At 67.6% G+C, this 22,454-nt stretch carries 26 protein-coding genes; 10 read left to right on the top strand and 16 right to left on the bottom strand.

Annotation, left to right across the window (positions count from 1 at the left end; all coding sequences use genetic code 11):
- Positions 1-18 precede the first annotated feature (18 nt).
- A complete protein-coding gene (locus GM1_RS12865) occupies positions 19-621 on the top strand; it encodes a TetR/AcrR family transcriptional regulator (protein WP_008379438.1) in 603 nt (200 codons plus the stop codon).
- Here GM1_RS12865 and GM1_RS12860 read toward each other — a convergent pair.
- Together GM1_RS12860 and GM1_RS21955 are read right to left on the bottom strand one after the other, a co-directional pair.
- The gene (locus GM1_RS12860; protein ID WP_008379436.1) at positions 594-1,712 is read right to left on the bottom strand and encodes an MFS transporter; all 1,119 of its coding nucleotides are present in this window, start codon (positions 1,710-1,712) and stop codon (positions 594-596) included. The two genes, GM1_RS12865 and GM1_RS12860, sit on opposite strands and share 28 nt — an antisense overlap.
- Positions 1,713-1,716: 4 nt before the next feature.
- Positions 1,717-1,938, bottom strand: a complete 222-nt coding sequence (locus GM1_RS21955; RefSeq protein ID WP_075051907.1) for a CDGSH iron-sulfur domain-containing protein — start codon at positions 1,936-1,938, stop codon at positions 1,717-1,719.
- A gap of 85 nt (positions 1,939-2,023) precedes the next feature.
- Between GM1_RS21955 and GM1_RS12855 the strand changes: the two genes are divergently transcribed.
- Genes GM1_RS12855 through GM1_RS12840 form a run of 4 tightly spaced genes read left to right on the top strand, consistent with a single transcriptional unit; the run spans position 2,024 to position 8,026 of the window.
- On the top strand, positions 2,024-3,016 hold the full coding sequence (locus GM1_RS12855; protein WP_008379435.1) for an iron-containing redox enzyme family protein: 993 nt from the start codon (positions 2,024-2,026) through the stop codon (positions 3,014-3,016).
- Entirely contained in the window at positions 3,013-3,735 is a 723-nt protein-coding gene (locus GM1_RS12850; RefSeq protein ID WP_008379433.1) for a methyltransferase, read from the top strand. The genes GM1_RS12855 and GM1_RS12850 overlap by 4 nt, the downstream gene beginning before the upstream one ends.
- Positions 3,732-6,866 (top strand): non-ribosomal peptide synthetase, encoded by a 3,135-nt coding sequence (locus GM1_RS12845; RefSeq protein WP_008379432.1) that lies wholly within the window; start codon positions 3,732-3,734, stop codon positions 6,864-6,866. Before GM1_RS12850 ends, GM1_RS12845 begins: the two co-directional genes overlap by 4 nt.
- Positions 6,791-8,026 (top strand): condensation domain-containing protein, encoded by a 1,236-nt coding sequence (locus GM1_RS12840; RefSeq protein WP_040520058.1) that lies wholly within the window; start codon positions 6,791-6,793, stop codon positions 8,024-8,026. The genes GM1_RS12845 and GM1_RS12840 overlap by 76 nt, the downstream gene beginning before the upstream one ends.
- Here GM1_RS12840 and GM1_RS12835 read toward each other — a convergent pair.
- Together GM1_RS12835 and GM1_RS12830 are read right to left on the bottom strand one after the other, a co-directional pair.
- Positions 7,929-8,606, bottom strand: a complete 678-nt coding sequence (locus GM1_RS12835) for an SDR family oxidoreductase (protein ID WP_008379430.1) — start codon at positions 8,604-8,606, stop codon at positions 7,929-7,931. The genes GM1_RS12840 and GM1_RS12835 overlap by 98 nt on opposite strands.
- Before the next feature lies 1 nt (position 8,607).
- Positions 8,608-10,305, bottom strand: coding sequence for a TPM domain-containing protein (locus GM1_RS12830; protein ID WP_008379429.1), 1,698 nt, complete (start codon positions 10,303-10,305; stop codon positions 8,608-8,610).
- Between the two features lie 58 nt (positions 10,306-10,363).
- On the opposite strand from GM1_RS12830, the gene GM1_RS12825 reads away from it, so the two are divergent.
- Positions 10,364-11,779 (top strand): phytoene desaturase family protein, encoded by a 1,416-nt coding sequence (locus GM1_RS12825; RefSeq protein ID WP_008379427.1) that lies wholly within the window; start codon positions 10,364-10,366, stop codon positions 11,777-11,779.
- 4 nt (positions 11,780-11,783) lie between these two features.
- Here GM1_RS12825 and GM1_RS12820 read toward each other — a convergent pair whose 3' ends face one another.
- The 6 genes from GM1_RS12820 to GM1_RS12795 are packed head-to-tail and all read right to left on the bottom strand — an operon-like array spanning position 11,784 to position 14,339.
- Positions 11,784-12,344, bottom strand: a complete 561-nt coding sequence (locus GM1_RS12820; protein ID WP_008379426.1) for an Asp23/Gls24 family envelope stress response protein — start codon at positions 12,342-12,344, stop codon at positions 11,784-11,786.
- The gene (locus GM1_RS12815; RefSeq protein ID WP_008379425.1) at positions 12,341-12,919 is read right to left on the bottom strand and encodes a DUF6286 domain-containing protein; all 579 of its coding nucleotides are present in this window, start codon (positions 12,917-12,919) and stop codon (positions 12,341-12,343) included. Before GM1_RS12815 ends, GM1_RS12820 begins: the two co-directional genes overlap by 4 nt.
- Entirely contained in the window at positions 12,916-13,377 is a 462-nt protein-coding gene (locus GM1_RS12810; protein ID WP_008379424.1) for an Asp23/Gls24 family envelope stress response protein, read from the bottom strand. Before GM1_RS12810 ends, GM1_RS12815 begins: the two co-directional genes overlap by 4 nt.
- On the bottom strand, positions 13,370-13,552 hold the full coding sequence (locus GM1_RS12805; protein WP_008379423.1) for a DUF2273 domain-containing protein: 183 nt from the start codon (positions 13,550-13,552) through the stop codon (positions 13,370-13,372). Before GM1_RS12805 ends, GM1_RS12810 begins: the two co-directional genes overlap by 8 nt.
- Positions 13,552-13,839, bottom strand: a complete 288-nt coding sequence (locus GM1_RS12800; protein ID WP_008379421.1) for a hypothetical protein — start codon at positions 13,837-13,839, stop codon at positions 13,552-13,554. Before GM1_RS12800 ends, GM1_RS12805 begins: the two co-directional genes overlap by 1 nt.
- The gene (locus GM1_RS12795; RefSeq protein ID WP_008379419.1) at positions 13,839-14,339 is read right to left on the bottom strand and encodes an Asp23/Gls24 family envelope stress response protein; all 501 of its coding nucleotides are present in this window, start codon (positions 14,337-14,339) and stop codon (positions 13,839-13,841) included. The genes GM1_RS12800 and GM1_RS12795 overlap by 1 nt, the downstream gene beginning before the upstream one ends.
- 131 nt (positions 14,340-14,470) lie before the next feature.
- Here GM1_RS12795 and GM1_RS12790 point away from each other — a divergent pair, with 131 nt between their 5' ends.
- Both GM1_RS12790 and GM1_RS12785 read left to right on the top strand, forming a co-directional pair.
- On the top strand, positions 14,471-15,112 hold the full coding sequence (locus tag GM1_RS12790) for an RNA polymerase sigma factor (RefSeq protein WP_008379418.1): 642 nt from the start codon (positions 14,471-14,473) through the stop codon (positions 15,110-15,112).
- Positions 15,109-15,576: a hypothetical protein gene (locus tag GM1_RS12785; protein ID WP_008379417.1), complete on the top strand. Its 468-nt coding sequence runs from the start codon at positions 15,109-15,111 to the stop codon at positions 15,574-15,576. Before GM1_RS12790 ends, GM1_RS12785 begins: the two co-directional genes overlap by 4 nt.
- A gap of 7 nt (positions 15,577-15,583) precedes the next feature.
- On the opposite strand, the gene GM1_RS12780 is transcribed toward GM1_RS12785, so the two are convergent.
- Positions 15,584-16,378 (bottom strand): LLM class F420-dependent oxidoreductase, encoded by a 795-nt coding sequence (locus GM1_RS12780; protein ID WP_040520056.1) that lies wholly within the window; start codon positions 16,376-16,378, stop codon positions 15,584-15,586.
- Positions 16,379-16,463: 85 nt separating this feature from the next.
- Here GM1_RS12780 and GM1_RS12775 point away from each other — a divergent pair, with 85 nt between their 5' ends.
- Entirely contained in the window at positions 16,464-17,099 is a 636-nt protein-coding gene (locus GM1_RS12775) for a class I SAM-dependent methyltransferase (RefSeq protein WP_008379413.1), read from the top strand.
- A gap of 190 nt (positions 17,100-17,289) precedes the next feature.
- Here GM1_RS12775 and GM1_RS12770 read toward each other — a convergent pair whose 3' ends face one another.
- From GM1_RS12770 to GM1_RS12750, 5 genes are read right to left on the bottom strand one after another with little or no spacing between them, the layout of a single operon-like run.
- Positions 17,290-17,910, bottom strand: a complete 621-nt coding sequence (locus GM1_RS12770) for a response regulator transcription factor (protein WP_008379412.1) — start codon at positions 17,908-17,910, stop codon at positions 17,290-17,292.
- Complete coding sequence (locus GM1_RS12765) at positions 17,907-19,046, bottom strand: sensor histidine kinase (protein WP_008379411.1); 1,140 nt, start codon at positions 19,044-19,046, stop codon at positions 17,907-17,909. The genes GM1_RS12770 and GM1_RS12765 overlap by 4 nt, the downstream gene beginning before the upstream one ends.
- A complete protein-coding gene (locus tag GM1_RS12760) occupies positions 19,043-19,810 on the bottom strand; it encodes an ABC transporter permease (protein ID WP_008379409.1) in 768 nt (255 codons plus the stop codon). The genes GM1_RS12765 and GM1_RS12760 overlap by 4 nt, the downstream gene beginning before the upstream one ends.
- Entirely contained in the window at positions 19,807-20,727 is a 921-nt protein-coding gene (locus GM1_RS12755) for an ABC transporter ATP-binding protein (protein ID WP_008379407.1), read from the bottom strand. Before GM1_RS12755 ends, GM1_RS12760 begins: the two co-directional genes overlap by 4 nt.
- Positions 20,724-21,002 carry a hypothetical protein gene (locus tag GM1_RS12750; protein ID WP_008379405.1) on the bottom strand — a complete coding sequence of 93 codons (279 nt, stop codon included), beginning with the start codon at positions 21,000-21,002 and terminating at the stop codon, positions 20,724-20,726. Before GM1_RS12750 ends, GM1_RS12755 begins: the two co-directional genes overlap by 4 nt.
- Before the next feature lie 137 nt (positions 21,003-21,139).
- Between GM1_RS12750 and dinB the strand changes: the two genes are divergently transcribed.
- Positions 21,140-22,351 carry a DNA polymerase IV gene (gene dinB, locus GM1_RS12745; protein ID WP_008379403.1) on the top strand — a complete coding sequence of 404 codons (1,212 nt, stop codon included), beginning with the start codon at positions 21,140-21,142 and terminating at the stop codon, positions 22,349-22,351.
- The last annotated feature ends 103 nt before the right edge of the window (positions 22,352-22,454 follow it).

Genomic DNA, 22,454 nt, shown 5'->3' with positions numbered 1-22,454 from the left:
CACCTGTAGTATCGGGTCGTGTCAACACCTGCTGAGCGGCCAGACCGGCGCACGACGATCGCCGACAGCGCGATCAGAATCATCGCGCGCGACGGCGTCCGTGCGCTGACGCATCGGGCGGTCGACCGGGAGGCGGACGTTCCGTCGGGGACCACGTCATATCACGCGAAGACACGATCAGCGCTGCTTGAGATCGTGATCGACACCCTCTCGGAGCGGGCGATCGCCGATGCCCACCACGTGACTATCAGCTTCGGAAGCGAGCTCGTGAGTCGTGATCGAGTGAGCGTTGCCGAACTCACCGACGCGCTCGTCGGGCTCGTCGACACACTGGTGGCACGCACCGACGACATGCGAGCCCGATACGCATTGATCCTCGAACTGGCCGACCGACCAGACCTACGGGATCGACTGACAGCACCGGGGGACGTTCATGAGATGACAACTCGCATTGCGGCAGCCGCTCTTGCGAAGGCGGGAGTGCCGTCTGACGTCGATCAGGTGGAAGCGCTCATCGGTCTCACCGATGCGCTGGTGCTGGCGCGGACGGTCATCGGCCGCGAACCCGATCGGACCGCCGCGATCATCGGGAACTATCTGCGCGGGCTCGGCGAGGTTTGAGCGGTCGCCGCCCACAGTGCGACGCAGGCGGCCAAGACGCCGAGTGCAACCGGTGAGTGGACGGCCGCGATCACTGCACCCACGGCGAGTCCGATCTGCTGGGCGACACCCAGCGCGGCAGCGCGGTGCATCGGCCGGGAATCGGCACCGCTCAGCACACCGTCGTTGACCAGCGGAAGAGCTATTCCGAGGCCGAGGCCGAGTGGAACCGTCGCGGAGAGAATTGCGGCAGGCTGCTGCGGAACCACTCCGAGAAGTGCACACCCCGCAGCGAGCAGGCCGATGCCTCCGCAGAGAAGGAACCTCTGCCCGAGTCGAGCGGAGAACCGCGACACCACCACGGCCCCGATCGCCGCCGCGCCGTTGAGCGGGAGGAAGCCGATCCCGGTCTCGGCCGGAGACCACCCGTGATCCTGCTGCACGGCGAAGCTGACCGTGATGACGGAAGCACTCAGGACGGCATTCACAAGGGACGTCGTCGACAGGGCGCGCCACGGTGTCGACGACCCCGATGTGCCGGGCTGAGATCGCCTGGCCTCGCTCGACTCAGACCCCACAGTGAGCCAGCCGGCGACACAGCAGAGGGTCGCCGCACAAACCGCCCAGAAGCACAGACGCCACGACACGGTCGCCAATGGCGCCGCCACCAGCAGAGCGGCGACCGCGCCCGAACCGGAGACCACGGAGAACAGCGCGAAGTCACGGGTCCGAGTCGGCGAGTCGGCAGTGACGACATGCAGTGATGCCAGCACGCACGTCATCACGACTGCGGCGGCCGCGCCCTGGGCGACGCGGGCGCCCACCAGCGCGAGCACAGACGGTGCTAGGGCTCCGGCCGCGGCGCTGCCGGCGAAGACACAGACGGCAGGCGCCACCGCACGCCGTGGGTCGACACGTCCGAAGAGCAGGACCGCTACCGGCAGGGTCCCGATGAAAGCCGCCGCGAACGGGGTGACGAGAAGATGACGGATCTGATCGCCGAGTCCGAACTCGGCGGCCACGGACGGACCGAGGAGGGCGATAGACGTCTCGTCGACGACAACCGTGAATGCCGTCGCCGCAAGCACAAGAACGGCGGCCGGAAAGCGCATGCCGCTATTGTTTCGGTCGTCCGCTCTTGTGCGAACCGTCGCACATCGGAGCAATGGTCGACCGGCCGCAGCGGCAGAACGCGACCGTCTGTCGGCGTGGCGAGAACGCGCTACCATCGGCATTGACGACTGAAATGGGACCGCGAACGAGAAGAGGGCCGCCAGGGCACGGAAATACGGTCACTTCTCCGGAAACGGAATCGCCGGACCTATTGTGAATAGCCATTGTTCCAATCCCACGGGAGCAGCAATCGATGATTGATTCGAGTGTACTCACGGACCGTGAGCGTAGACCGATCCAAGCGTTGAGAATGCCTATTCCCGCCGCGCGCGGAAAGATCACTGAGGCTTTGCTCGCTGATCTGAAGGATCGCCGCGACTCCTGCCGCAGGGTTGCGTCGACGGGGGTCGACCACGTCGTCGACGTATTCGCGGACGACGATGCGCAGCTTGCGCTCACATTGCTGTACGAACTCCACCTTCGAGGGATCGACGGCGTCGACGACGAGCTCGGATGGGATCCTGACCTGCTACGTCTCCGATCGGACCTAGAGAAGCTTCATATCGCAGCGCTCGACGAATCGGTCGGGCGTGTCGTCGATCCGCCCGACGTCGTCGACGAGCTCTTCCGGATCGGCGCATCCGACGACGGGCCGCCGCTCGCCAGATTCATGGCGACCAAAGGCACCGTCGAGCAGTTCCGGGAGATCGTGATTCACCGCTCGCTCAATCAACTACGCGAAGCGGACCTTCACACTCACGCGATTCCGCGAATAGCAGGCTCGGCGAAGGCCGCGCTCGTGGAAGTCCAATCGGACGAGTACGGTGGCGGACGACTCGACTACATGCATTCCGAGTTGTTCGCCAGATTGATGCGAGAGCTTGAACTGAATGATTCCTATGCGCACTATATCGACAGTGTTCCGGCGGCCACCTTGGTCGCGTTGAACACATTGTCGTATTTCGGTATGCACCGGAGTCGAGTCAACGAGCTCGTGGGACATCTCTGCCTCATCGAGATGTCCTCATCGCTTCCCAGCAGGGATTACAGCAGGGCCCTGCGCCGGCTGGATGTTGACGAATCGGCGCGCATCTTCTACGACGAGCACGTGGAGGCAGACGCCGTCCACGAGCAACTGATCGTTCGCCGAGTCGCCGGTGCTCTCGGTGTCACGCCCGCCGACCGCATCGGACTCGTGCGCGGTGCGCGCGCGTGCCTGGTCGTCGAGAACCTGCTCACCGAGCAGATCTGGGACGCGTGGGAATCCGGACGGTCGTCACTTCTGCCCGCAGTCGCGCGATGATCGTCGACTGGGCCGTCGGTGAAGAGACGACGAGCCGGATTCTCGCGGAACTCCCCTATCCGCGCCCCGACGTAGTCGACGTTCGCGGGGTGTACCCACCCTCGGTGGACTCAGCACTGCTCTGTCGCCACGTGGTCGGTGAACTCGTGGGCGCGCCCCCGAACCATTCGGTGGTCGAACTCTGCGCCGGAAGTGGGATCGCGTCGATCTATGCAGCCCTCGCCGGCGCCGTTGTCTGCGCCGTAGACGATCGCCGAGACGCGGTTCGGGCCATCGCGATGAATGCGGCCGCCAACGATGTCGTGGTCGACTCAGTGCAGGCCGATGTGCGGACGTGGTCGCCGCCGGAGCCTGTCGATCTGCTTGTCGCCAACCCGCCGTACGTCCCGGCTCCGCACGACACGTTCGACGGTCACGCTTGGGACGCGGGTCCAGACGGCCGGGCTGTGCTCGACGTGATCGTCGACCGAGCCGCCGGGATCCTCGGCGCCGAAGGTGTACTCCTCCTAGTCTTCTCCGACATCGCAGGCGTGGCGGAAGTCGTCGATCGTCTGACTATGAACGGACTCTCGGGATCGGTCGTAGACGAGGCGCGACTGGAGTTCGGACCCGTCACACGAGAACGGGCAGGCTGGCTCGCCGAGAAGGGACTCATCGAACCTGGTCAGACCGACGAGCGGATTGTTGTCGTGCGGGCAGTCCGTTCCGCGGCGCGATGAACGATCGTCCGCTGAATCGCGCCCAACGGGCTCTGTGGTTCGCCCAGCAGATGGTCGGGGACAGAATCCCGATCGTCGTCGCGCAGTGCTTGGACATCGAAGGGCCGCTCGACGCAGGGACTCTCGCGGCGTGTGTGGACGAGGTGTGCGCGGACCTCGGGGTGTCCAGCACTCGTCTCGTGGTGGACGGCCGGCCCATGCTGTCTGGGGATGTGCACAGCCGGCCTCGCCTGACAGAGACCGTGTCGATGATCAACGAGGACGATCCGGACCGTGCCGCCGTCGAGTGGATGGCCGCCGCGACGCGGGAACCGGTCGACCTGGCGGGTCCCCTTCTGCGATGTGTGCTCCTCGAGCTCGGTCCGTCGAGGTGGACGTTTTATGCCCGTGCGCACCACATCCTCCTCGACGGGTATGCAGCCGGCCTGATGATGCGCCACGTCGCGCATCGTTACCGAACACGAGTCGGTTCGGCAGCCGACAGCAGCGCTCCCCCGTCTCCGCGTGGTCTCGATGCGATCCTCGACCACGAGCAGACCTATCTCGTGTCGAACCGTCGACGGCGCGACAGCGACTACTGGCGTGACGTGATGGCTGCGGCGCCGGCTCCGCTCCGGTTCGCACCGCGCACGGTCGGCCCGTCGTCTTCCTCGCACCTCGTCGGAGTCGATCTGAACGTCTCGTCTGCATCCGAACTCGGCCGGACCGCCGTTCGAGCAGGTGTGCCGACAGTCGCAGTCCTGGTCGCGGGGTGCGCGGTCGGCCTGTCCCGGATCTCTGATCGATCGTCGATCCCGCTCACGCTCGTGACATCCGGGCGCACGACGGCGGCCGTCCGCGCCGCCGCCGGGACGATGTCGAACCTGCTGCCCATTCTCATCGAACAGGTGGACGCCGAGTCCGTCGACACTCTTCTGCGCGCCGTCGCGGCAACACTGTCCGAAGCACTCCGCCACCAGTGCCTCCGGTTCGAGGAGATCGTCGCCGACCACGGGCGTCAGCGCCTCGGACCCGTGGTGAACTTGGTGCCGTCGATCCCGGATGTCGGCCTCGGCGACGGGGTTCGGGCCGAGTTGAGGGTGCTCACGACCGGGCCGGTCGACGACGTGAACATCAACGTGTACCCGGGAGGCGCGGACACCCTCAGGATCGAGATCGAGGCCGACGCCGAGGCTCACGACGTCGCCTTTGCGGAGGCTCTGCTCGGGGATGTCGTCGGCGGAGTTCGGGCGCTGAGTGCCGCGAAACGGGACGCTCCGATCGTCGGCCTGGACGTCACCGAGCCGACCTCGGCGCTTGCGGGCGAGCCGTCGGACCGAATGCGGACGCTCGCCGACGAGTACCTCAGGCACCGCCGACGCGACCGGGTGGCCGTGATCGACGCCGACGGTCGCGAACACACGTACTCCGCCCTCGCAAAATGGGCCGCAGACATCGCGCGAAGCCTGCGTGAACGCGCACGCCCAGGTGCCGTCATCGCTGTCGTGTGTGCGAGATCAGTTCACAGCGTGGTCGCCGGGTGGGCGGTCGCGGCAGCCGGCATGTGCGTGTTGCCGATCGATCCGACGTTGCCGGAGCAGCGTCGGCGGACCATGCTGGGCGACGCGCGTCCGGCGCTGGTGCTCGGTCTCGGGTCGGCCGCCGACATCGACCTCGCCGACGTCGCCGTCGTTGACCGTCGGACCCCTGGGGAGAGCATTCCGCCTGGCGTCAGGCACAACGCGGCCGCGTACCTGCTGTACACGTCCGGCAGTACGGGGACCCCGAAAGGGATCGTGGTGACGCACAGCGGAATCGGTGCGCTCATCGACGAGATGGATGATCACTACTGCCTGGACGACACCAGTGTTGTCGCGCATCTCGCGTCGCCGGGCTTCGACACGGCGATCGTCGAGATGCTCGCGGCGGCCCACGCCGGTGCAGCGCTGGTGATCGTCCCTCCCGAGGTGCGCGGTGGAGCAGACCTCGAGTTGTTGCTGGAGAGCCGCGGAGTGACTCATCTGTTCGTCACGCCTGCGGTGCTCGCGACGCTCCCGGCCGAGGGCCTCCCGAACCTCACGCACCTGATCGTCGGCGGCGACGTGTGCCCCGCGCCGCTGATCCGGCGATGGGCGCGGACCAGGACCGTCCGCTGCGCGTACGGTCCCACCGAGACCACGTGCAGTGTGACTCTGACCGACCCGATCGACCCCGACGGTGTTGAACCGCAGATCCCCCTCGGCGAGCCGATGCGAGGAGTGCGGACCCACGTTCTCGACCGGCGACTTCGCCCGGTCCCGCGGGCCGGCGAGGGTGAACTGTACGTGGCGGGTCCCAGCCTTGCGCGCGGCGTCGTCGGACCGACAGGTCGCACTGCGGACCGTTTCATCGCCTCGGTGGACGGTGACGGCGGACGGATGTACCGGACGGGTGATCGTGTGCGGCGCGGGGTCGACGATCGATTGTGGTTCCTCGGCCGCGGCGACGGCCAGGTCAAGATCAACGGGGTACGCGTCGAGCCTGCGGAGACAGATCGGGCCGTGCTGTCGACAGGGCTCGTGACGGGGAGCGTCACCGTCGCGCATCACACCGAGTCACGGATCTCCCTGCACACGTACGTGGTTCCTGCTACGGGCGTCGACACGGAGGACCTGGCCCGACGCGTGCGCGCGAGCGTGCGCGACGCGGCCGGTTCCTCACACACCCCGGCCGGAGTGACATTGCTCGACGAACTCCCGCTGACGGTGAACAACAAGATCGACACGTCTGCGCTGCCGCCGCCGGTGGTCGGCGAGCGGCGGCGGTTCCGTGCTCCTTCGACCGAGGTGGAGCAGGCTGTAGTCGAGGCTTTCGAACGGGCCCTCGGCGCTGACCGGGTGGGGATCGACGACGACTTCTTCGACCTCGCAGGCGACTCCCTGTCGGCGACAGCAGTGGCGGCCGACATCAACGGACGACTCGGCGTGAGTATCGGCGTCCGCGACGTCTTCGAGTCCGGCACTCCCTGCGGATCGCTGATCTCATCGACGCGATTGCACATGAGCAGTCCCAACCCGAACCGTCCAGCGACGGGCCGGTGCCGATCTCCCCGGCGCAGCGCACGGTGTTCGAAGGCCGGGGCAGGATCGATCACCTCATCGCCTTCGAGGTGACCGTTCCGGGGTTCATGTCGACGGCCGATGCACGAGGGCTCGTCGGTTCCCTGCTGGATGCTCATCCGATGCTCCGCAGCAGGTTCGACGACGACGCGACCTTCACCGTCGATTCGACCGCGGATCCGGATCGATGGCGAATCGAGTCGCTCGCCGACGGGTCAGACATGCGTCGACGCCTGCACGAGCCGATCGACGTGGCCTCCGGTTACCCGATCCGCGTCGTGATCGCACCGCGTGTGGCCGCCACGCAGGTCGGATTCGCCTTCCATCACCTCGCGGTGGACGGCGAATCCTTGCGCATTCTGGCGTCGAGCCTCACCGAGCCGCCGCGGGCACGAGACGGCGACTACCGGGACTATGCGCGCCTCGCGACAGCCCGGGCGGACATGCATCGGGCCGCGGACATCGCGCACTTCGCGCCGACAGCATCGATTGTGGTCGACCTCGCCGCCGTGACGCGGAGACGCCCAGTATGGGACGACCGCGGAGCACGGGTGTCATACCCGATCGAGCAGGGTCAATGGGCCGCTGTCGGCGACGCCGCTCAAGAGCATCGGGTGACGGAATTGACCGTCCTCCGTGCGACACTTGCGGGGCTGGTGAGCGCGCGGAGCGGCGCGAGGGCCGTCCCGATCGGCGCCCTGACCTCGGGACGCGACGACACTCGGTGGGACGGGGTGGTCGGCATGCTCGTGAACACGGTCAGCGTCCTGTGCCGGATGTCGGCGTCCTGGCCTGCCACCGTCGAGGCGGTACGGAAGGCTGAGAATGAGGCGTTTGCACACTCGGCGACCGCATTCACCGACGTGGTCGACGCGCTGGGTCCGTCGCCGACCGATCGACACCCGCTGTTCCAGGTGATGCTGACGATGGACCGCGATCCGGGCCTTCCCGGGGTGCCCGTGACGCCGTACCCCGTCGACATCGCGCGATGTGACCTGCACGTGTCCGTCGTCGCGCCGACGCGGAGCGCGGTGGGACGGGTGGAGATACTGTATGCGTCCGCCCTGTTCGACCAGGCGTATGTCGAACGTCTGGCGGCGGATCTGGTGGGATCGTTCAGCGACCTGTCGGGCGCAGGACCACGTCCGTGGGGTGAGCGTCCGACGGCGTCGAGATCGCGTGGGCCACTGCCGCGGCGACGGTCTCCGGCTTGAGGAACTTCGACGGGTCGTAATCGGCGCCTTCGATCGCGACGATGTCGCGCTGCATGTCGGTGTCGATCCGGCCGGGGAACACGGACGTGACTCGCAGCGACGGCTCTTCCAGCCGGAGACCGTCCGCGAGTGCTCGCAATCCGAACTTGCTCGCCGCGTACGGCGTCCACCCCGGATTGACTCGCATGCCCGCTCCCGAGTTGAGGAACACGACGTGACCTCCGGCCGCCCGCAGCGCGGGCAACAGCAGTCGGGTCAGTTCAGCAGCGGCGATGAGATTCACCTCGAGTAGGTACCGCCATTCGTCGGCGGGTGTGTCCGCGACAGACTCCAGGCTGCTCGCGACCCCCGCACTGTGCACGAGGACGTCGAGCGACGTGACGGCCTCGGTCGCCGCTTCGAGCGAGTCGTGGTCGGTGAGATCCACTGGAAACGTCGCGGCGCCGTCGAGTTCCATTGCGAGAGTGTCGAGTTCGGCACTGCCTCGGCCGCCGAGCAGGAGATCGTGAGTGGGTGCGAGCGCTCGTGCGATCTGGGCGCCCACACCGCGGCTGGCGCCGGTGATCAATGCTGTGGGCATGTCAGATCCGGCCGCCGACGCCGATGCGCCCCGAACTCGACGATCCACCGTACGACGCCGGGCTCCGACCGTCGTGGCTGTAACCGCCGTCGTGGACATCGTCGTTGAGAACGGTGTCGACGAGGATGCCGGTCAAGACCGGGGCAAGGTCGCCGTACGAGTCGCCTGACGGCACACGCTGCGAATCGAACCAGTCGGCGACGTCGGCCCGAGCAGCGGTCAACGCCTGATCGGCGAGTATCGAGGCTCTCAGTGCAGCTTCCGCCGAAGCTGCTGGATCGGATTCGGCGAGGTCGGCGGCGGTGTCTGCGAGTCGGCGCGCCTCGGACAGGCGAGTCCGTGCGATGGATCCGACCACTCCTCGGCGTGTTTCGACGTAGTCGGAGGCCGCCTGTACGCGGTCGATCACTGCGGGCAGATCGATGTCGTCGGTGCTGCTCGGATCAGATCCGTCGACGGCGTCCAGCAGTTTCGCGGCCTGATCCAGCGCGCCTTCGGCCGAGCGGATGGAACCGACGACGGAGCCGCGTCCGGTGGCTCCGGCGGCGGCCGCTTCGCGGCCTTGCTCAAGAACGTCTTCCGCGAACTGCAGTTGCTCGGCGGCCAGCGCGACGTTCTCGGTGATCGAGATGACGTCGGCGCCGTGTTCGGCTGTCAGCTCGTCGAGCCTCGACTGAGTCACGGGAAGTCGGGCGGTGAGTCCGGCGACCCGAGCCTCGAGTGCGTCGAATCGAGTGGCCGGATCGCTGAGCAGGTTGCGTAACGCGTCGAATCCGGCGACCTGCTGGTCGAGTGAGGCGTCGGCGTCCGAGCATGTCGTGATGATCCGGACCAGGAGCGAGCGCTGCTCCTCGGGGTCGGGGACGAGTCCGTCGTCGATCCTCTGCCGGAGTGTGAACGCGTCGGCGAGCGCCGCGCGAGCGTCGAGCACCGCATCGGTGAACGGCTGCGCCACGTCGGGTCCGAGCTCGTCGACGGCCAGCGAGAGTTCGTCGGCGCTGGTCGCGATCGCCCGATCAGTGCCGGTCAGGACCTCGCGGGACCACGGGTCGAGTTCGCTGAGCGGCTGACGTCCCAGTTCGTCGGCCGTGAACGCCTCCTCGTCCGGTTCGTCGGCGCGTCGCTTCCGGACGTACAGCGCCACGCCGACGGCTGCGAGGACGCCGACGACGGCAACCGTCGTGATCAGGCCGACCCGGGATGCGGAGTCGTCGTCGGCAGCGGACCCGAGTGCCGAACCGACAGACAGCGCGGCGTCGGCGAATCGCCCTTCCGTCACAGCGGGATCCAGGTCGTCGGCGGTGATCGCCGCGATCTCGGAGTCCGTGAGCCCGTCCACGTCGAACGGCGCCTGCAGGTAGGCGGTGCGGGTGTCGGTCGCGATCGCGAGGATCACGTCGCGCGTTCCGAAATCGCTCTGCGCGACGGTCCGCGACGTCCATTCCTCGGGAGAGAGTCCGTCGAAGTTCTTCACGTAGACCACCCAGTAGGCGATCTCGTGGTCGTCTGCGAGTTCGGTGACGGACTGCTCGATCTGTGCACTCTGCGCGGCGTTCAACGCATTCGCCGGGTCGACGACCTGAGCCGGAAGATGCAGCGGTGGCTGGGCGTGAGCCGATCCGGCGGTCGATGAGCCGAGGAACAAGGCGACTGGCACGGACACGAGGGCCAGCAACCGTCGGGCAGAGGCGGACGACATGGCACCAATCTATCGTCTGGGTGACACTCGAGGTGGGCGTCTGTGAGAGGAGTGAATAGTGCGTGACGTGTTCGATGCCGTCGTCGTGGGTTCGGGGCCGAACGGCCTGACCGCCGCCGCGACTCTCGCCGTCGCGGGCCGTCGCGTGCTGGTTCTCGAAGCCGCCGAGACGATCGGCGGAGGTGCGCGCACCGATGAGGCGTTCGGCACCGGAATCCATCGCGATGTGTGCTCGGCAGTGCACCCGACGGGGTTCGTCTCGCCGGCCTTCGCAGATCTCGATCTCACCGGCCACGGCCTGCGGTGGTGCATGCCGGACGTGTCGATCGCGCACGTCGCCGACGGCGACGTGATCGCCGTGAGACGCGAAAAGCATTCCCTCGCAGAGGAGTTCGGCGTGGATGCGACGCGCTGGGAGCGGCTTGTCGCACCATCGACTCAGCCCGCTGCGCTCGCCGACGACATACTCGCCATGCCCGCCATTCCACGCAGGACCCTCGATATGGCCAGGTTCTCGCCCGCCGCGCTGGCACCGGTCGATGTGCTTGCGAAGGCGTTCCGCACCGACCGCGCCGCCGCCGCGTTCGCGGCGATCGCCGCTCACGCGATTCGGCCGTTGTCCACGCTCGGCTCGTCGGCGGCCGGACTGCTTCTGGGCATGCTGACCGAGACCGGCTGGCCGGTCGCCGAGGGCGGCTCGCAGGCGATCGTCGACGCGCTGGCCGCCGTCGTCGTCGGACACGGCGGACGGATCGAGACCGGAGTCGAAGTGACCGAGCGGGCACAGCTGCCGGCCGACGCCGACCTGTTCTTCGACACCTCGCCCGCGGTGGTTCAGCGTGTCATCGGCGACGCGTTGCCGCGGCGCTACGCACGAGCATTGCGCCGCTTCGACTACGGTCCGGGTGTCTGCAAGGTCGACTTTCTGCTCTCGGAGCCGATCCCGTGGGCGCATCGCCCGGACGTCATGGCCGCCACCGCTACGTTCCATCTCGCCGACGACCTCGCCCACATCCGCACGACGGAGGCCGATGTCGCCGCGGGTCGAGTCCCGCGCCGGCCGTGGGTACTCGGCGGTGAGCCGACCCGAGTGGATCCGACCCGGGCGCCCGCGGGCACGCACCTCGCTTGGGCGTACTGCCATGTGCCCGCCGGGTGCGACGTCGACATGTCGGCGGCTGTCATCGCGGCGATCGAACGCCGCGCGCCGGGCTTCAGCGACATCGTCGACGGCACGATCGTGACGACGGCCGCCGACTTCGCCGTCCATAACAGCAACGACATCGCCGGTGACATCAACTGTGGGGCGGCGAGCCTGCGACAACTGCTCGTGCGTCCGATCCTGTCGCCGACTCCCCAGTTCACGGGCCTGCCCGGCGTTTACCTGTGCTCGTCGGCGACGGCGCCCGGCGGGGGAGTCCACGGCATGTCGGGGCGTCGCGCCGCTGTTCACGCGCTGCACGTGGGACGCTGACAGCTCAGTGTTTCGGCGAGCGCTCCAGGTGGATGAACGCCTGCACGTGGACGTCTGATCCGACCAGAGCATCCGCGATCTGGCTGGTCGCACGGCCGACGCGTTCGGCGATGTCGGCGTAGCTCCGATCGGGTCGTGCCGTCACCTCCACTCGGATGATCTTCCGCGACCGGTCGTCGAGCGCACGAGCCGACACCTTCTGGAACATCGTGTCACCCGCGAGGTCGTCGGCGACGGCGGATGCGATGAGTTTGGGCGCGATCACCAGCTCCCCGCTCGGGTCGGATCCGTCGAGTTCAAGATCGTCGACCGCTCGGGGTCTGATGGTGGACCCGATGAGGGCGAGGCCCCAGATGAGAGAGACGACAACCACGCCCGCGAGCACGGCCGTCCACCATCCGCTGCCGGAGAGGCGGTCGATCGACGACGGGTCGAAGCGGTCGACCCATTCGGAGACAGGCGTGACCCCGAACCGATGCGCGAGGGCCGCTCCACCCACGGCGATCAGAAGCAAGCCGATCAATGCGGTGGACAAGCGGTGAAATGACGCGGGTGTGCGGTTCATCGTCGACCTCCACGTGAGTGAACGAATCGGACCTTCACCCGGGGCGACGACTCGAGCTCGGCGACGACCCCCTCGACGGCGGCTTCAACGGCGGACCGGTCCACGTCGTCGCGGCAGTGCACGGTGCTCTTCACACGCCGTCGAGTGACGACGGTCGTCGCGTGATCGACGCCGGCCACGTCGTCGGCCGCCGCGCTGCAGCGACGTGCGACGTCGATGCGCCTGGTCCACATCACGTCGTGCCCTGCGAGTCGGAGGTGCGTGGGCTTACGCGGCTTCGCCGCGAGCACGAGCAGCACGACACCGACGACGACCAGCGCGATGACCGTCGGCCAGGCCCATGATTCCCACGACGCGTCCGACGAACGTTCAGCTAGGTCGCCGAGCCACGGCGGTCCCTGCGCCCAGCCGGCCGTGACCACGAGATCGCGGATCGCCACCCCACACAGGACCAGCAGGGCCGCGCCGAGCACAGCCCCGAACACCGCGGCGCCGGGGAGGCCGGACGGCCTGAACACCCGACGGTCCGAGATGTCGGCCGACCCCGACGGGTCCGCCGTTCGAGTGCGTGTCATGAGGTCTCCTCCTCCAATCGATGTGATTCGGCGCGGGTGTCGGCGTCGGCCAATGCGGGCAGGTCGATGTACCCGTTCTTCCGACGCGAGACCTCACCGCGTGGGACGAGGTGTCTCACCGTGACATCGACCCGCACCGGACGGTCGCCGGTGTACTCTTCGAGCTCGTCCGCCACACGACTGCGGATCTCCCGCGTCAGGCGCGTGACCTCGGACGGCCAGGCGAGTGCGACCGTCAGTGAGAGTCGACGGGCGCGCCCAGTCGAGTCGACGGTCGCTCTCGGCAGGTCTGCTCCGATGCCGAGGCGGTCTCCGGCGGCGCCGAGCAGCGATCCGACGGTGTCCTGGTGCCGGACCACTCCGTCGACGTTCAACGCCGCGCGGGTCGCGATCTTCTCGACGACTCTGTCGGCGATGACCAGAGCGCCGGGTGGATCCGTCGGCGGCCGGTCAGCCACGGCCCCTGCTCCGCACCACGGCGCCCAGATCGATCACTCCGTCGCGGTGCAGGCCGACGACGGTGCCGATCGCGCCGAGCACCAGTGCGACGATCAGGCCCCAGAAACCGCCCGTCGTCGCCGCGATGGCCAACAGCAGGCCCGCGAACAGGCCGATGACTGCATTGTTCTTCATCATCCCGCCTTCCGATCAGATTCGACGTCTTCGACGACGACCGCGAACTCCTTGCCGGTGATCTCCTCGGCCGCCTCTCGCGCAGCAGTCGCGACCGATTGCAGGTCGTGAGCGAGATCGACCACCAGGTGGACCTCTCCGTCGTCGTCGCGGATCGCGATGCCCGGAACGCGCCGCCCCGGGAGATATGTGGCGACCTCGCCGAAGAGTCCGCTGTGGAGGTCGACCACGCCGGGTATGGCGAGCACGGCCTCGGCGATCCGCTCGGCGGTGGACTCGTCGCTCATCACTCGACCCTCCGCGACGAGCCCGAGGGCTCCACCTCGTCACCGAAGTTCACGTCGTGGACGGTCACGTTGACCTCGGTGACCTCGAGTCCCGTCATCTGCTCGATCGCGCTGATCACGTTGCGGCGGATGGCCGCTGCGAGTTGATGGATGGCGACCCCGTACTCGGCGACGATCGACACGTCGACGGCTGCCTGGCGCTCACCGACCTCCACATCGATGCCCTGGGTGGCGCTGACGCCGGTGCCGGGCAGCACTTCGCGGACCTTGCCGACCACACGCTCGGTGGTGCCGCCGACGTCGTAGACGCCGTCGATCTCGCGCGCTGCGATGCCCGCGATCTTCGCCACGACGATGTCGGCGATCGACGTACGGCCCCGGTCGCCGGCGGTGTCACGCCGTGCGATCTCGCGGCCTGCGGGAGACTTCTGTTCTGTCGTCACGGCAGCGTCCGACTTGCGCTCGGTCGCAGCTGCGGTGGCCGTTGCATTCTCTGACACGCGAACTCCTTCGTCCTTGGCGTAATGCCGATTCAGTGTGCGGCGCACGGATCACGACCCCTCGTCCGACGGCGTCGGAACACGTGATCCGTGTGTATGGTCAGTCGCAGGGAGGCGGGGAAGTTGCACGCATGATGTCACGTGATCCCCATCACGCAGGGGAACTGGACCTTGGTGAGCTCAGCGACGACGAGCTCGCCGCCACTGCTGCGGTCGGAGACGCCGAAGCGTTCGCAGTCCTGGTCCGGCGTATGTCGCCGGTGTTGCTGCGGTACATGAGGCGTATGGTCAGCGACCCGCAGGTAGCCGAGGATCTCGCTCAGGAGACGCTTCTCGATACGTGGAAAGCGCTGCCCGACTTCGGATTCCGCAGCTCGTTCCGGACATGGATGTTCGCCGTCGCGCATCGGAAGACAGTCGACCACTATCGGAAGCGACGGGACCTGCCCGTGTCCGACGAGCGATTCGCCGACCTGCTCGCCAAGGGGCCGGAACCCGCCGACATGGCGGCGCACTCGGCTCTGATGGACGCGTTGCGCGCTGAACTCGAGAACCTCCCATACGCCTCACGTGCCGCCTGGTGGCTGAAGGAGGTCGAAGGCCTCACCATCGACGAGATCGCCCAGGTGCTGCGTGTGAGCACAGGGTCGGTCAGAGGCCATCTGCAGCGAAGTCGGAAGTTCCTGGTGACCCGACTAGCACCGTGGCAGCCTGGTGCGAAGCCCTCCGAGAGTGACAGACCGGCTGCCCGCGGGAAAGGAGACCGGCCATGAACGACGCCAAGCGTGACGATCAGAGCGCCGACCCGACCGACGGTTGGCTGGTGGACGCCGTGCGAGACCAGCAGGAGCCGGACAGTGACGTGGAACGGCTCATCTCGTCGATCTCGTCCGGCCTCGGCCGGGTGCGCAGGCCTGCGCGCTCACTTGTCGCCGACGCGCCGGGAGTCTGGGTGAGCGACAGGGTGCTCAAACAACTCATCGCGATCCGCGTCCGTCGCACGATCGGCAGGCTTGTGGTGTTCGCGTCGGTGGACGGCCCCGACGATCGTGTCGACGCTGTCCGAATGGGCTTGATCGCCCGGTACGCGGACGATCTCGTCGCGCTGTCCGATCAGGTGCGCGACGTCGTGGACGACGTTCTCATCTCGACGATCGGGACGGAGGCGAGTGCCGCGGCCCGGTCGGATGTGACGGTCCGCTGGCAGGACCTCTACACACGCGAGTGGCTCGACTGAACCGCCCTCAGCCGGCGCGGCCGTCTCGCCAGCGGACCAGGCTCTCAACAACCGAGAGGTCGTAGTCAGGGCCGTTGACGGCGAGTGTCAGCAGGCTCACGCCCTCCGCGGTGATGGCGTCGCCGAATCGCTTCAACTCGTCGACGCCCCCGTCTGCCTTCAACTCCGCGGACCGTTCGATGGTTGACGGGTCGCGGCCCACGGCGGCGCAGTGTTCGGCCAGGATCGCCGACTTGTGGCGGTAGGTCTCGACATCCACGAACGAATGCCAGATGTCGGCATGCGCGGCGACATGCCGCAAGGTCTTCTTCTCGCCGCCTCCGCCGATCAGCACGGGGATCTTGCGCACCGGCTGCGGGTTCAGCTGAGCCATTCGCGATTCGATGCGCGGCAACGACTCGCCGAGAGCGTCCAGTCGCTTACCGGTGGTGGTGAAGTCGTAGCCGTACTCGTCGTAGTCGCGCTTGAACCAGCCGCTGCCGATCCCGAGGATCAGGCGGCCGTTCGAGATCCGATCCACGGTGCGCGCCATGTCGGCGAGCAGTTCCGGATTGCGGTAGCTGTTGCATGCGACGAGGGGGCCGAACTCGATGCGTTCGGTCTGCTCCGCCCAAGCACCGAGCATCGTCCAGCATTCGAAGTGAGCCCCGTCGGGATCGCCGGACAGCGGAAAGAAGTGGTCCCAGTTGAAGACGACGTCCACGCCGACGTCTTCTGCGCGGCGGACCGCGTCACGAATGAGGTTGTAGTCGGGGGAGTGCTGGGGCTGGAGCTGGACACCGATGCGCACAGGGAATGTCATGACTCCAGTGTGCACCCGGACCCGCTTCTTGCCTCATGCGCAAAGAAGCATGACAGTTTGGCATGTCGATGGATAGGTTGTGAACATGAGCCACGATCACGATCATCACGCCGCCCCGACGCAGACGCCCCGCCATCCCGAGTCCGCCCAGGAATGGGACGAGCGCTACCGCATGTCAGACCGCATCTGGACGACCAACGTGAATCCGGCACTGCTCGCGGAGGCAGACTCGCTCCAGCCCGGTTCGGCGCTCGACGTCGGAAGCGGGGAGGGCGCCGACGCACGTTGGCTGACCGGCAAGGGGTGGGCGGTGACAGCGGTCGACATCTCGCAGGTCGCCGTCGACAGAGCGCGCGAAGCAGATCCAGAGGGGACCATCTCGTGGAATCGAGTGGACCTGACCGTCGACCCGATCCCGAACGCGCCGTTCGACCTGGTCTCGGCGTTCTACTTCCCGATCCCGCAAGGGCAGCGAGTGCTGGTGGACGCGCTGATCGGCGCGGTCGCGTCGGGCGGGACTCTGCTCGTCGTCGCCCACGAAGCCGAGGGAATGCGTGCTCACGGGTTCGACCCCGCCGACTTCTTCCAGCCGGCCGACATCGCGAGCCTCCTCGGCGACGGATGGGTCGTCGAGGTCTCCGAAGTGCGCCCGCGCGGGATCGCCGCGGGCAACGGTGCGCACATCAACGACGAAGTGCTCAAGGCCCGACGCCTCGCATAACGCCGGTCTCGCCACTCCGCCCCTCCTGCTCTTTGGCCGAGCGGCCCCACCTGCTCGACCCGTGCTCCTTGGCCGAGCGACCCCACCTGCTCCTTGAGTGAGCCGCCGCTTCCTGCTCTTTGAGTGGGCCGCCGCAGGGGACGTGCGGATCGCTCAAGGCGCAGTGACTCGCAGGGAAATCCGCACGGCTTCAGATCCAGCCGAGTTCGCGGGCCTTGACGGCGGCCTCGTAGCGATTCGCGACCGCGAGCTTGGCCATCGCCGACGAGAGGTAGTTGCGCGTGGTGCCGGGGGACAGGTGAGCGCGCGCCGCGATCTCGTCGATCGACGAGCCGTCGATCGCGAACTCCAGCACGTCGGCTTCGCGTGCGGTGAGCACCGAGTCCCCGGTGGAGATCGCTTCCGCGGCGAGCTCCGGATCGACGTAGCGTCCGCCGTCGTGCACCGAACGGATCACCGCGGCGAGCGTCTCCGCCGACGCGGTCTTGGGCAGGAATCCGCGAACACCGACCGACAATGCACGTTTCAGGTAGCCGGGGCGGCCGTGGCTCGTCACGATGAGTGTCCCCGCATCCGGCGACATCGCCAGGATCTGCTGAGCGACCTCGATGCCGTCGATGCCGGGAAGCTGCAGGTCGAGGACGGCGACCGCGGTCGGGAGACCGCCGTCGACTCGTGCCCGCCACAGGCGGACGAGGTCCTCTCCAGTGCTGACGTCGGCGACCACGTCGAGGTCGTCCTCCAGTCCGAGCATGGTGGCCATAGCCGACCGGATGAGGGTCTCGTCGTCGGCCAGTAGAACCGGAATCATGTCGTCTCCCAATGAACATCCAAGGTGAAGGCTCCATCGGCGGAGCCCGTGGTCACGACACCGCCGACGGCAGCGAGGCGCTCGGACAGGCCGCGGAGACCGGACTGGGTGCCGACCGGAGCGGTGACGCCGTTGTTGGTCAGTTTCATCCCGGACGAGCCGAGATCGAGTGTCGCAGTGGTGGCCGATGAATGCCGGACGATGTTGGTGGTTCCTTCGCGGACCACCCATGCGGCCGCTTCGTGGAGCCGCTCCGGGACGTCCTCTGGTCGACCCGTGACTATCAGGTCACAGCCCGCGGCGGCGAGGAGCGACCGGGCTCCGGCAACCTCCCCGGTCAAATCGATACCGCGGTAGCCGCGGACCAATGAGCGCATCTCCTCCATGGACGACACCGCCAGCGCTTTGACCTCGTCCATCTCGGTGGCGGCCCGGTCGGAGGCTCCGGCGCGCACAAGGCGCGATGCGAGCTCGCTCTTCACCGCGATCGTCGAGAAGCCCCGGCCGACCACGTCGTGCAGGTCGCGTGCGAACCGCAGCCGTTCCTCGGCGACTTCGAGTTCGGCTTGCGTCCGGCGGGCCTCGTCGAGGTCGTCGACGATCCGCAGCGCCCACAGCGACGCCCGTGTGGTCCCGCAGCAGAACACCGCCACGAGTGCCGGGGGCAACACGTTCACCAGCCGATCGTCCGGGGCGCCAGAAACGATCGCGGTGATGAGGGCGATCGCGGCGAGGGCCTCCCAGCGTCTTGCCATGAACGGAAGCAGGGCCGCGGCGGCGAGCACCACCACGAACCAGGCGCCACCGCGAGCGAACGCGACTGCGTCGCCGGTCGATGAACGCACCGCGACCAGCCCGGCGAGCCATGATCCGATGAACCCGACCGTGGCGACGCCGGTCAGCCAGGTGTCCAGGCGTGGTTGATCACGCCCGGTCAACTCGGGTCGGGCCTCGAAAGCCATCAGTGCCGACACCGTCGCCGTCAACATCACGGCAAGCACACCTGCGTGCTCGCGGAGATTGGCGGCGGCGAGCACACCCACCATCGTGACCACGCCGAGCAGTGTCGCCCGGGTGTAGGCCCGATACTTGGCCGGTTCGGACAAGCGGGACCATCGCCCGGGTGTGAGATTCATCCGCGGTCGTCCCAGCGGAACGATTTGTAGACGAGGCCGATCGCGAGTGCGGTCCATATGATCAGTGTCGCAACCGGACGGGCAGAATCGGCGAACGTCCCGCTCACGGTGCCGTCCGACGCGCCGAGGCGGACCAGGTCGGACACCGCGGCGTAGGGCGTCCACCCGACGATGTCGGCGGCGCGGTCGGGCAGGGCGTCGCGAATGTTGCCCATCCCGATCATCGCCAGGGCCATGACCGGCAGGGACGTGATCTGTGCGGCCTCGGCGTTCTTCGTGAATCCGCTGGTGGCGAGGGCGAGCAATCCGAACACGGGCACTCCCGCGGCCAGGCCGAGCGCTATGAGAAGCGGATTCGCCGGAGCGGGGGCGCCGGAACCGTAGACGACGGCCGCGACCACAAGCGACGAGGCGGCGGTCACCGTCACGCCCGGCACGTTGGGTGCGGCGAGTATCTGCCAATCGGCCGCCTCACCGGTTCGCAGTCGTTTCAGCACGCCTTCGCCACGGCGTGTCGTGACCATCGACAACACCGTGTAGAACTGCACGAACACCAGGGCGTACAGCGCGAACATGTCGAACGTCGCCGCGACCGAGTCGTGAGTGACGCCGTTGCTGCGGGAGAGCAGAAAGATCGTGAGTGGCAGGAGGACGGGGAACACGACGCCCATCACCACGAGAGTCCTGTTGCGGAGGAACTGACGGAACTCGGCACGTGCGAGTGAGTACAACGGGCGGCGTCGGAAGGTGTCTGCAGTGGTCATCGGTCCGCTCCGGTCGTCGCAAGGGTGGTCTCGCCGGCGATGTCGAGGAACACCGACTCGAGTGATGCCGCTCGTGCGGCAAGACCGGTCAGATGCACGTCGGCGACGTCTGCCCAGGTCAGCAGCTTGTGCAGGTCGCGTTGAAGGGAGAAGGTGCGGATCTCGACCCGGCCGGCTTCGGTCTGCATGCCGCTGAACTCCGGGAGTGCGACCGGCGGGGCGTCGAACGTGATGGAGGACGGGTGCGCGTCGACGATGTCGCGCAGCGTGCCCTCCCGAGAGACGGCCCCGGCGTGCATGATCGCGATGCGGTCGGCGAGCGCCTCCGCCTCGTCGAGATAGTGCGTGGTCAGGACCATCGTCACGCCCTCGGACTTCAGATCGGCGAGGAGCGTCCACGTGGCACGGCGGCTCTCCGGGTCGAGACCGGTGGTCGGCTCGTCGAGGAAGAGCAGGCGTGGACGTCCGAGCAGCGCACAGGCCAGGTCGACGCGGCGCTGCTCCCCGCCGGACAGCGAACCGACCCGGACGTCTGCCCGGTCCGCGAGGCGCACCTTCTCTAGAACGTCGTCCACGGTGGTCGGATGGCTGCATGTGCCGCGCCACATCTCGAGTGTCTCGACGACGGTCAGTTCGGCGGGCAGTCCTCCGGACTGCAGCATGATGCCTACGTCTGGACGGACCGCCCGCCGATCGTTGACGGGGTCGAGCCCGAACACCGCGACCGTGCCGTCGTCCGGCGTTGCCAGGCCTTCGAGGAGATCGAGGGTGGACGTCTTGCCTGCACCGTTGGTGCCGAGCAGGGCGAACACCTCGCCCTCGTCGACGGTGAGGTCGACACCACGCACGGCGTGGTAGGCGTTGTCGCCGTGTCCGTACCAACGGTGCAGGTTGTGGGCGTCGATGATGGCGGTCATCGGCGGGTCCACTTGTCGCGGGTGCCGATACCCCAGCGCACCGCCATGAATGCGCCGGCGATGCCGACCGCGAACGCGCCTGCGGCCAGAGGGGGCTGCACGATGACGAGCACCAGCCCGATGAGGACGGCGGTCACAGCGATCACGAACAGTTCTCGGGATCGCGTCGGCGCCGGGCCGAGGCGGCAGCAGTCCATGAACAGGTCGTGGAAGGAGGCGTCGCGGAGGCCGGGCTCGGGGCGGGGGGAGTGTCCGGCGGAAGGTGTTGTGTTCATGCTTCAAGCCTCGCGGCCGACGGGCGTGCGCAGTAGTGTGCCGAGTCATCGGTTCGTGTGCTCCAGTCATGGAACTCCGATGACATCTGTCATGTCGACTGGCGGAGATTGTCGTACCGGGGTGCCATGATCGCTGCATGAGGATCGAACAGTTCGAACGCGCCGACGCGTCGATCCTCCACGCAGATCTCGACTCGTTCTACGCGTCGGTCGAGCAACGCGACCACCCGCACCTTCGTGGGCGGCCCGTGCTCGTTGGGGGCGGCGTCGTGTTGGCGGCGAGTTACGAGGCGAAAGCCGTCGGCGTCCGATCCCCGATGCCCGGCCATGAGGCGCGAGCACTGTGTCCGACGGCGGTGACCATGCCCCCGCGATTCGACGCGTACATGGAGGCGTCGAAGGCCGTGTTCAACGTCTTTCGGGACGTGACGCCGCTGGTGGAGGGCATATCGGTCGACGAGGCGTTCCTCGATGTTTCGGGCCTGCGCAAGATCAGTGGAACTCCGGTCGAGATAGCGGAGCGCCTTCGGGAGCGTGTCCGGATCGACGTCGGTCTGCCGATCACCGTGGGCGTGGCGCGCAGCAAGTTTCTGGCGAAGGTCGCGAGTGCTGTCGGCAAGCCGGACGGACTTCTGCATGTCGAGGTGGGACGAGAACTCGACTTCCTCCACCCGCTTCCCGTGCGGAGGTTGTGGGGTGTGGGAGCGAAGACGGAGGCACGTCTGTTCGACGCCGGGATCTCGACAGTGGGGCAGATCGCCGAGTTGGGGGAGTCGCGCATGTGCGGGCTTCTCGGCCGCGGTACGGGTGCGCACTTGTACGCCCTGTCGATGGCCCGCGACCCGAGGCGGGTCGAGACGGGCCGACGACGCCGATCGATCGGGGCACAACGAGCGCTCGGACGTCGGATCAAGTCGGAGTCCGATATCGAGGCGACGCTGTTGGCGATCGTCGACCGCCTCGGCGCCCGACTTCGCAAGGCCGACCGGCTGACGCGGACCGTGGTCCTCCGACTTCGGTTCCAAGACTTCGATGCGGTCACCCGATCCCGCTCGCTGCCCGATCCGACGGACTCGACGGAGACGATCCTCGCGGTGGCGCGCGGCTTGCTCGACGACGCGATGCCGCTCGTCCGGGAACGAGGGTGCACGCTGATCGGTCTCTCCTTGACGAATCTCGCCGACCACGGCGCCGTTCAGCTCGTCCTGTCGTTCGACGGTGACGATCACGCTGCTGCGCTCGACGTCGCCGTCGACTCCTTGCGCGGCAAGTTCGGTCGCGACGCCGTCACCCGCGGCGCACTGATCAACCGCCACCACGGCGATGACGCCCCGATGCTCCCCGACTAGCCCCGCCGTCGAGGCGATCCCCTGCCCACTGCTGCTCAACCGACGCTCGCCCCGCCACTCCTCGAGCGAGCTGGCCCATTGCTCGAGCGAGCCGGTTCCCCAC

Origin of the sequence: Gordonia malaquae NBRC 108250 (assembly GCF_000344135.1) — a bacterium.
Classification (GTDB): Bacteria; Actinomycetota; Actinomycetes; order Mycobacteriales; family Mycobacteriaceae; genus Gordonia; species Gordonia malaquae.
The sequence above is the reverse complement of the archived record's forward strand: the minus strand, read 5'-3'. Positions and strand labels throughout refer to the sequence as shown.

Bases quoted from the DNA above. Each gene is read 5' to 3' on its own strand.
- GM1_RS12860 (WP_008379436.1), bottom strand. From the start codon at position 1,712: ATGCGCTTTCCGGCCGCCGTTCTTGTGCTTGCGGCGACGGCATTCACG.
- GM1_RS21955 (WP_075051907.1), bottom strand. From the start codon at position 1,938: ATGGCTATTCACAATAGGTCCGGCGATTCCGTTTCCGGAGAAGTGACC.
- GM1_RS12855 (WP_008379435.1), top strand. From the start codon at position 2,024: ATGCCTATTCCCGCCGCGCGCGGAAAGATCACTGAGGCTTTGCTCGCT.
- GM1_RS12850 (WP_008379433.1), top strand. From the start codon at position 3,013: ATGATCGTCGACTGGGCCGTCGGTGAAGAGACGACGAGCCGGATTCTC.
- GM1_RS12845 (WP_008379432.1), top strand. From the start codon at position 3,732: ATGAACGATCGTCCGCTGAATCGCGCCCAACGGGCTCTGTGGTTCGCC.
- GM1_RS12835 (WP_008379430.1), bottom strand. From the start codon at position 8,606: ATGCCCACAGCATTGATCACCGGCGCCAGCCGCGGTGTGGGCGCCCAG.
- GM1_RS12830 (WP_008379429.1), bottom strand. From the start codon at position 10,305: ATGTCGTCCGCCTCTGCCCGACGGTTGCTGGCCCTCGTGTCCGTGCCA.
- GM1_RS12820 (WP_008379426.1), bottom strand. From the start codon at position 12,344: ATGAACCGCACACCCGCGTCATTTCACCGCTTGTCCACCGCATTGATC.
- GM1_RS12815 (WP_008379425.1), bottom strand. From the start codon at position 12,919: ATGACACGCACTCGAACGGCGGACCCGTCGGGGTCGGCCGACATCTCG.
- GM1_RS12805 (WP_008379423.1), bottom strand. From the start codon at position 13,552: ATGAAGAACAATGCAGTCATCGGCCTGTTCGCGGGCCTGCTGTTGGCC.
- GM1_RS12800 (WP_008379421.1), bottom strand. From the start codon at position 13,839: ATGAGCGACGAGTCCACCGCCGAGCGGATCGCCGAGGCCGTGCTCGCC.
- GM1_RS12790 (WP_008379418.1), top strand. From the start codon at position 14,471: ATGATGTCACGTGATCCCCATCACGCAGGGGAACTGGACCTTGGTGAG.
- GM1_RS12785 (WP_008379417.1), top strand. From the start codon at position 15,109: ATGAACGACGCCAAGCGTGACGATCAGAGCGCCGACCCGACCGACGGT.
- GM1_RS12780 (WP_040520056.1), bottom strand. From the start codon at position 16,378: ATGACATTCCCTGTGCGCATCGGTGTCCAGCTCCAGCCCCAGCACTCC.
- GM1_RS12775 (WP_008379413.1), top strand. From the start codon at position 16,464: ATGAGCCACGATCACGATCATCACGCCGCCCCGACGCAGACGCCCCGC.
- GM1_RS12770 (WP_008379412.1), bottom strand. From the start codon at position 17,910: ATGATTCCGGTTCTACTGGCCGACGACGAGACCCTCATCCGGTCGGCT.
- GM1_RS12765 (WP_008379411.1), bottom strand. From the start codon at position 19,046: ATGAATCTCACACCCGGGCGATGGTCCCGCTTGTCCGAACCGGCCAAG.
- GM1_RS12760 (WP_008379409.1), bottom strand. From the start codon at position 19,810: ATGACCACTGCAGACACCTTCCGACGCCGCCCGTTGTACTCACTCGCA.
- GM1_RS12755 (WP_008379407.1), bottom strand. From the start codon at position 20,727: ATGACCGCCATCATCGACGCCCACAACCTGCACCGTTGGTACGGACAC.
- GM1_RS12750 (WP_008379405.1), bottom strand. From the start codon at position 21,002: ATGAACACAACACCTTCCGCCGGACACTCCCCCCGCCCCGAGCCCGGC.
- dinB (WP_008379403.1), top strand. From the start codon at position 21,140: ATGAGGATCGAACAGTTCGAACGCGCCGACGCGTCGATCCTCCACGCA.